The organism is Corynebacterium sp. KPL1814 (assembly GCF_000478175.1).
Lineage (GTDB): Bacteria > Actinomycetota > Actinomycetes > Mycobacteriales > Mycobacteriaceae > Corynebacterium.
Window position 1 is genome coordinate 531323 of record NZ_KI515774.1, and the last position, 6626, is coordinate 537948.

Sequence of the window (6626 nt, forward strand, 5' to 3'; positions counted from 1 at the left end):
TCGCCGCGCGTCACGGCTGCCGGATGAAATCACTGGTTACATTACCGCGAAAAATCGATGTGTGCCTAGAATCTATTTAATTACCTCCACTTGGGTAGATAGTATAGAGGAATAATGTTCAATCTCATGGTTATGCCCGCCTCGCCGGCGCTGGCAGTCGAGCTAGCCCCCAACGACGCCGCCTCGCGGGCACTGCTCGCGGCGGCGCGCACGCTCGCGGTCGAAGCCGCTGCCGCCGGCATTAGTGAGGCAGAAATTATTGGATCCCGCTCCCCACGGTGGCATACCCGCCATACCGGAAGCCTGCGCGCCTGGGGAGCCGACCAAGTGCACGTGGGCGCCGGAAACTACCTGCCAGAGATCATGGCCCACTACGTCTTATCCACGGTCCCACAGATAACGGTTCGCGATAGCCGCGATTACCTGGGTACACCAGCCCCAAAGGTCCTTACCATCGTGGTCGCAGACGGCAGCGCGGGCCTTACCGAGAGGGCACCGCTGGCCCTTATCCCCGGCGCGCAGGAGGCGCACCGGTGGTGCGAGGAGGTGTTGATGGGGGCATCGGCAAGCAGCGATGCCGAGTGGCTTAAGCAACGCGGCGTGGAAGAGCCGGAGCTCTGGTTGGAGCTTTCCGGTTGCGCACCTAAGCGCGCGCAGGTGCGGGCGACAGATGCCACCCTCGGGGTCGGACGCTACGTAGCTGGCTGGGAGGTAACATGCGCCCCATCGCAGTAGTTGGCCCCACCGCCTCAGGCAAATCCGCCCTCGGGCTGGCCCTAGCCCATGAACTGGATGGGGAAGTGGTCAATGTCGATTCCATGCAGCTATACCGCGGCATGGATATCGGCACCGCGAAGCTTTCCCCCGCAGAGCGCGAAGGAATTCCGCACCACCAGCTCGATGTCTGGGACGTGACGGAGACCTCTTCCGTGGCGCGCTATCAGCAGGCGGCCTTGCGCGATATCGAGGACATCATGTCCCGCGGCAAGACGCCCATCCTCGTCGGTGGATCCATGCTCTATGCCCAGGCATTGGTGGATGATTGGCAATTCCCGCCCACCGATCCGCAGGTGCGGGCCAAATACGAGGCCCGCCGCGCCGATATCGGAACCGACGCCCTCCACGCCGAGCTGGCGCGCGTCGACCCAGCCGCAGCCGCAATCATTGAGGACAAAGACCCTCGCCGCACCGTCAGGGCGCTGGAGGTCATCGAGCTGACCGGCAAGCCCTTCAAGGCCAGCCAGCCGCCGAAAAATGGCCCGCCCCGGTGGGGAACCAAGCTGCTGGGGCTGCGCACCGATAGCGAGTGGTTAAACCCGCGCATCGAAAAGCGCACGCGCCTCATGTTTGAGCAAGGCCTCGTCGAGGAAGTCGAGCGCCTGCAGGACAAGGGGCTTGTGGCCGATTCCACCGCCGGCCGCGCCATTGGCTATGCACAGGTGCTACAAGCCCAGCGCGGCGAGCTGACGTGGGAGGATGCGGTAGAGCGCACTATTACTGGCACCCGCCGGTACGTGCGCCGCCAGCGTTCCTGGTTCAACCGCGATAAGCGCATTACCTGGCTTGATGCCGCGGGCGATACTACCGCCGAGGCTTTGTATGTGCTGCGGCGCTAGGGTAGAGGGTATGAAATTTGCCAAAGGCCATGGAACTGAAAATGACTTCGTCATCGTAGAAGACTTCGACGCCAAAACGCCGCTCTCACCGGATCGCGTGGCGGCGCTGTGTGACCGCCGGGCAGGAATCGGCGGCGATGGCCTGCTGCGGGTGGTTCGCGCCGGCGCCCTCGTGGACGCGGGCGAGCTGGTGGCCTTGCCGGACGGGGTGGATGCTGCCGATTGGTTCATGGATTACCGCAACGCCGATGGCTCCGTGGCGGAAATGTGCGGCAACGGCACCCGCGTCTTTGCCCATTGGTTGCGCTCGCACGACTTGGTTGGCGAGGACGCATTCACCATCGGCACCCGGGCGGGCGCCAAGCAGGTAACGGTGCATTCCTGTGATGCCACTGCCGCTAGCGTCACTGTGGAGATGGGGCCCGCGCGCGTGACCGGGGTGTCCACGGCCTCCGTAGGCGGTGAGTCCTACGCCGGCCTCGGGGTGGATATGGGCAACCCGCACCTTGCGGCCGTCATTCCAGGCCTGGAACCGGAAGCTTTGGCTACCAAGGAACTCACGGCGCCGGTCTACGATGAGTCCTTCTTCCCGGGTGGCGTGAACTTTGAGCTGGTTACCCCGCTGCGGGAGGGACACGTGCATATGCGCGTCTTCGAGCGCGGGGTTGGGGAGACGCAGTCTTGTGGCACGGGCACGGTTGCGGCAGCTACCGCCGCGCTTGCCGATGCCGCCCAAGCCCTCGGCACCGTCCATGTCCACGTTCCTGGCGGCGAGGTCACCGTCGAGGTTTATGACAACGGCACGCGGTTGACGGGCCCGTCCGCCATCGTGGCTACGGGCGAAACGAGCTTGTAGAGGCGTTAGTTTCCGTCGTCGATCTGTCGCGTGCGGTAATCCGGGCCGAGCTGGAAGGCCGCGCGGCGGGCCGCCAGCCAGGATTCTTTCAGCTCGCGGGCACGTTCATCGGTGACGCGGAGGAGGGATTCTAAGTCCTGCGTGCGCATGCCGTGGGCGTGGATTCTGACATTGAGGCGGCGGAGGAAGCGGCGCGCCCCGGCTAATTCGTAGTGGAACGCATCGATGGCGGGGTGGGAGCAGTCGAGGTCGAGCAGTGCCGGCCGATACAGCGTGCGATCCGCCAGTGGCTCCGCCTCTGTGGAGGTTTCGAATTCCTCGAATTCGGCGATGACGTCCTGGATATCGTCCGCCGAGAGGGAAATAGAACTGCGCAAGGCCCTTCGTTCCGCGGTATCGGGGCGCGTGCGCAGCATAAACCACCCCGCGCCCACCAGCATGGCGGCGATGATGAGGCCGGGCAGTTTTAACGTGGCAACAATCGCGATCGCGCAAAGGACCAAGAGGATAAAGACAAGTGTCCTCCGGTTTTGCGGATCGTTATGGAATGCCATGGCCTAAAAATTTAGTGCCCACCGCAGCCGCAACCGCCGGATCCGCATCCGCCATCACCGCAGCCGCCGGACGGCATGTCAATAGCGGCGGTGAGCAGGGCCGTACCGGAAATCACGGTATCCTTGGCCGGCAATTCGCCACGGTCCGCTGGCAGGCAGAGATCGAAGGGGAATAGCCCGTCCATGACGAGGTGCGCGAACTTTTCGCCGGTGAGTTCATTGGTGCGCCATTCGGCTTCCATCACCCGGGCGGCAAAGGTGGCCGCAGGAGTGGGGGCCTGTGCGCCCGAGCCCGAAGCGATGACGCGGGCGCCTTCGGATTCAAAAAGGGCGGGGTACTCGCCGGTTTCGGCTTCGAATGCGGCCGGGGACTCGTAGGTGGTGATATCAAGACCCATGGCGGTCAGCGATACCTGCTGCCATTCCTGCCGCGGTTCTTCTGCCAACAACGGTCCCTGCGCGAGGTTCGCCGTGACCTGCGCCAGCGGCGTGCCGAACGGATCGATGATATCCATGATCGCCAGCACGTCATTAAACATCTCCACGTGGGCAAAACCCTGCGTAACCGCATCGAAACCGATAAAGGTGGCGTAGGGCTCAACCGCCAAGATATTAAGTTGGGCACCCGAAGGATCGCCGTATTGGATGAGCTGGCCGCCGCGCACCTCACCGGTTACGGCAAGGCGGTCCGTGGCGATGGCTGCCTCGACCGCGTCCTGCCAGCGTTCGAAATCCAGGCCGATCGCCTGCATCTCGGTATTCTTCTTCTGGGTAGTAGTCGTTGGCCTAGGCTGCGTCGTTTCCATAGGCACCATTGTATCGCTTTGTCCAGTAAGCCCGGAAACCGCAATTCCCGTTTTGCGGCCTAACGTGCCAAAATAGATAGCAATATGAACAAATTTTCCCCGCAGAATTCTGATAGCTCGGCGAGCAAGGACGAACTTCTCGCCCAGGCCTTCCGCGACCACGCGGACACCCCGCAGGAAACCACTCCCACCAGCGGCGATCTAGATTTGGCCGAGCGCAATGCCTTCCGCCGCGTTACCCGCGAGACCTCCATCCGCGCCGAGGACACCACCGATGGCTACGAGGTGGAATACCGAAAACTGCGCCTCGAGCGCGTCATCCTCGTGGGCGTGTGGACCGAAGGCACCGTAGCGGAGGTCGAGGCCACGATGGATGAGCTGGCCGCCCTGACCGAAACCGCCGGCGCGGACGTGGTCGAAATGATCTACCAAAAGCGCGATAAACCGGATCCTGGTACTTTCATCGGCTCGGGCAAGGTCAAAGAGCTCCACGATATCGTCGAGGCCACCGGCGCCGATACCGTCGTGTGCGATGGTGAGCTGAACCCCGGCCAGCTCACGGCATTAGAGCGCGCGCTCAATACCAAGGTCATCGACCGCACCATGCTCATCTTGGACATCTTTGCCCAACACGCAAAGTCCAAGGAGGGCAAGGCGCAGGTCTCGCTGGCGCAGCTGGAATACCTCTATACCCACACCCGCGGTTGGGGCGGCAATCTCTCGCGCCAGGCCGGCGGCCGCGCCGGTTCCAATGGCGGCGTGGGCCTGCGTGGTCCCGGTGAAACCAAGATCGAGACCGACCGCCGGCGCATCCGCACCGAGATGGCGCGCCTGCGCAAGGAATTGCGCGGGATGAAAACCGCCCGCGAGGTTAAGCGCTCCAGGCGCCAGTCCTCCACGATTGCCCAGATCGCCATCGCCGGCTACACCAACGCCGGTAAATCTTCGCTCATTAATGCCATGACGAACGCGGGCGTCCTCGTGGAAGACGCGCTATTTGCGACCTTGGATCCCACGACGCGCCGCGCCTCGCTCGCCGATGGCCGCCAGGTCGTCTTCACCGATACCGTCGGCTTCGTCCGCCACCTGCCCACCCAGCTGGTGGAGGCCTTCAAGTCCACCCTGGAAGAGGTGCTCGCCGCCGATATCATGCTGCACGTCGTGGACGGATCGGACCCGTTCCCGCTCAAGCAAATCGAGGCGGTCAATAAGGTCATCTACGATATCGTCAGCGAGACTGGTGAGCAGGCCCCGCCGGAAATCATCGTGATCAATAAGATTGACCAGGCCGATCCGCTCGTGCTCGCGGAGCTGCGCCACGTCTTGGATCATGAGGACGTCGTCTATGTTTCGGCGCGCACGGGGGAGGGCATCGACGAGCTGAGCGCGCGCGTGGAGCTCTTTCTCAACTCCCGCGATAGCCACGTTAAGCTGCAGGTTCCCTTCACCCGGGGCGATGTCGTCTCCCGTGTGCACGCCGAGGGCACCGTGCGCAGCGAAGAATATACCGAAAATGGCACGCTTGTCGATGTCCGCCTGCCCGCCACCACCGCCCGCGAGCTCGCCGAATTCATCGTGGACGACGATTCTTAAAATTCGTGTTCCATAGCCCATAATGGTGGTTCGTGAGCATACTAGGTTGGACTGTCCATGGCGACGGTAAGAAGATTGCACCAGGCGCCGTGGTCGCGCCCGAGGAACGACTAAGTTGGGGCCGAACCATTGGCATCGGCATGCAGCATGTGGTGGCGATGTTTGGTGCCACGCTGCTGGTGCCCACCCTGACCGGATTTCCGGTCAATACCACGCTGCTATTTTCCGGCATCGGCACCATCCTATTCCTGCTGACTACGCGCAATCGCCTGCCGTCCTACCTTGGGTCGTCGTTTGCTTTCATCGCCCCGCTGACCGCCTCGCAGCAATACGGGATTGCGGCGCAGGCCGGATCCATTTTGGTGACCGGTTTGGTGCTGGTGGCGGTCGGAATCGTGGTCAAGGCTGCCGGCAAGCGGGTACTCGATGCGGTGATGCCGCCGGCGGTTACCGGCGCCATCGTCGCGCTCATCGGGCTCAACTTGGCGCCGAATGCGGCCGAAAACTTCGCCAGCCAGCCCTTGGTAGCAGGCATTACGCTGCTGGTTATCCTCCTGGCCACCGTGGCCGGGCGCGGCATGGTCTCGCGCCTGTCCATCCTTATCGGCGTGGTCGTCGGTTGGGTTTTCGCCGCCCTGACCGGCAACTTGGGCGAGGGAGCCAAGGACGCCATCGACGCCGCCCCGTGGGTAGGCCTGCCCGAATTCCACGCCCCAGAGTTCCATCTTTCGGCCATCGCCGTGGCCCTGCCGGTGCTCGTGGTGCTGATTGCGGAAAACGTCGGGCACGTCAAGGCCGTCTCCGAGATGACCAATCGCGACTTAGACGATCTTGCCGGCGATGCGCTGATTGCCGATGGCCTCGCCTCCTCCCTCGCCGGCGGCTTCGGCGGCTCCGGTACTACCACCTATGCCGAAAATATCGGCGTTATGGCCGCCACGCGCGTCTATTCCACCGCCGCGTATTGGGTCGCCGCCTTCACCGCCATCCTGCTGGCCTTCGTCCCGAAGTTCGGCGCGCTGATCTTCACCATCCCCACCGGCGTGCTCGGCGGGGCCACCCTCGTGCTTTACGGTCTTATCGGCATGCTGGGCGTGCGCATTTGGATGGATAATGAGGTCAACTTCAACAACCCGGTGAACCTGACGGCGGCCGCGGTGGCCTTGATCGCGGGCATCGGCAACCTGACCCTGACCGTGGG

At 63.2% G+C, this 6626-nt stretch carries 7 protein-coding genes; 5 read left to right on the top strand and 2 right to left on the bottom strand.

The window, feature by feature from the left end:
- The first annotated feature begins 114 nt into the window (after positions 1–114).
- Genes HMPREF1257_RS02470 through dapF form a run of 3 tightly spaced genes read left to right on the top strand, consistent with a single transcriptional unit; the run spans position 115 to position 2472 of the window.
- A complete protein-coding gene (locus tag HMPREF1257_RS02470) occupies positions 115–735 on the top strand; it encodes a hypothetical protein (RefSeq protein WP_023022780.1) in 621 nt (206 codons plus the stop codon).
- On the top strand, positions 717–1616 hold the full coding sequence (miaA, locus tag HMPREF1257_RS02475) for a tRNA (adenosine(37)-N6)-dimethylallyltransferase MiaA (protein WP_023022778.1): 900 nt from the start codon (positions 717–719) through the stop codon (positions 1614–1616). The genes HMPREF1257_RS02470 and miaA overlap by 19 nt, the downstream gene beginning before the upstream one ends.
- A 10-nt stretch (positions 1617–1626) precedes the next feature.
- The gene (gene dapF / locus HMPREF1257_RS02480; protein ID WP_034659135.1) at positions 1627–2472 is read left to right on the top strand and encodes a diaminopimelate epimerase; all 846 of its coding nucleotides are present in this window, start codon (positions 1627–1629) and stop codon (positions 2470–2472) included.
- 5 nt (positions 2473–2477) lie between these two features.
- On the opposite strand, the gene HMPREF1257_RS02485 is transcribed toward dapF, so the two are convergent.
- Together HMPREF1257_RS02485 and HMPREF1257_RS02490 are read right to left on the bottom strand one after the other, a co-directional pair.
- Positions 2478–3026 carry a hypothetical protein gene (locus HMPREF1257_RS02485; RefSeq protein ID WP_023022775.1) on the bottom strand — a complete coding sequence of 183 codons (549 nt, stop codon included), beginning with the start codon at positions 3024–3026 and terminating at the stop codon, positions 2478–2480.
- Between the two features lie 11 nt (positions 3027–3037).
- Positions 3038–3841, bottom strand: a complete 804-nt coding sequence (locus tag HMPREF1257_RS02490; RefSeq protein ID WP_023022774.1) for a hypothetical protein — start codon at positions 3839–3841, stop codon at positions 3038–3040.
- Between the two features lie 75 nt (positions 3842–3916).
- Between HMPREF1257_RS02490 and hflX the strand changes: the two genes are divergently transcribed.
- Both hflX and HMPREF1257_RS02500 read left to right on the top strand, forming a co-directional pair.
- A complete protein-coding gene (hflX, locus tag HMPREF1257_RS02495; RefSeq protein WP_023022772.1) occupies positions 3917–5425 on the top strand; it encodes a GTPase HflX in 1509 nt (502 codons plus the stop codon).
- Positions 5426–5457: 32 nt separating this feature from the next.
- Positions 5458–6626 (top strand): uracil-xanthine permease family protein (locus HMPREF1257_RS02500; RefSeq protein ID WP_023022770.1); only part of this gene is annotated, 1169 nt, incomplete at its 3' end.

Excerpts from the sequence above, each read along its gene's own strand:
- dapF (WP_034659135.1), top strand. The coding sequence starts at position 1,627 with ATGAAATTTGCCAAAGGCCATGGAACTGAAAATGACTTCGTCATCGTA.
- HMPREF1257_RS02490 (WP_023022774.1), bottom strand. The coding sequence starts at position 3,841 with ATGGTGCCTATGGAAACGACGCAGCCTAGGCCAACGACTACTACCCAG.
- miaA (WP_023022778.1), top strand. The coding sequence starts at position 717 with ATGCGCCCCATCGCAGTAGTTGGCCCCACCGCCTCAGGCAAATCCGCC.
- HMPREF1257_RS02470 (WP_023022780.1), top strand. The coding sequence starts at position 115 with ATGTTCAATCTCATGGTTATGCCCGCCTCGCCGGCGCTGGCAGTCGAG.
- HMPREF1257_RS02485 (WP_023022775.1), bottom strand. The coding sequence starts at position 3,026 with ATGGCATTCCATAACGATCCGCAAAACCGGAGGACACTTGTCTTTATC.
- hflX (WP_023022772.1), top strand. The coding sequence starts at position 3,917 with ATGAACAAATTTTCCCCGCAGAATTCTGATAGCTCGGCGAGCAAGGAC.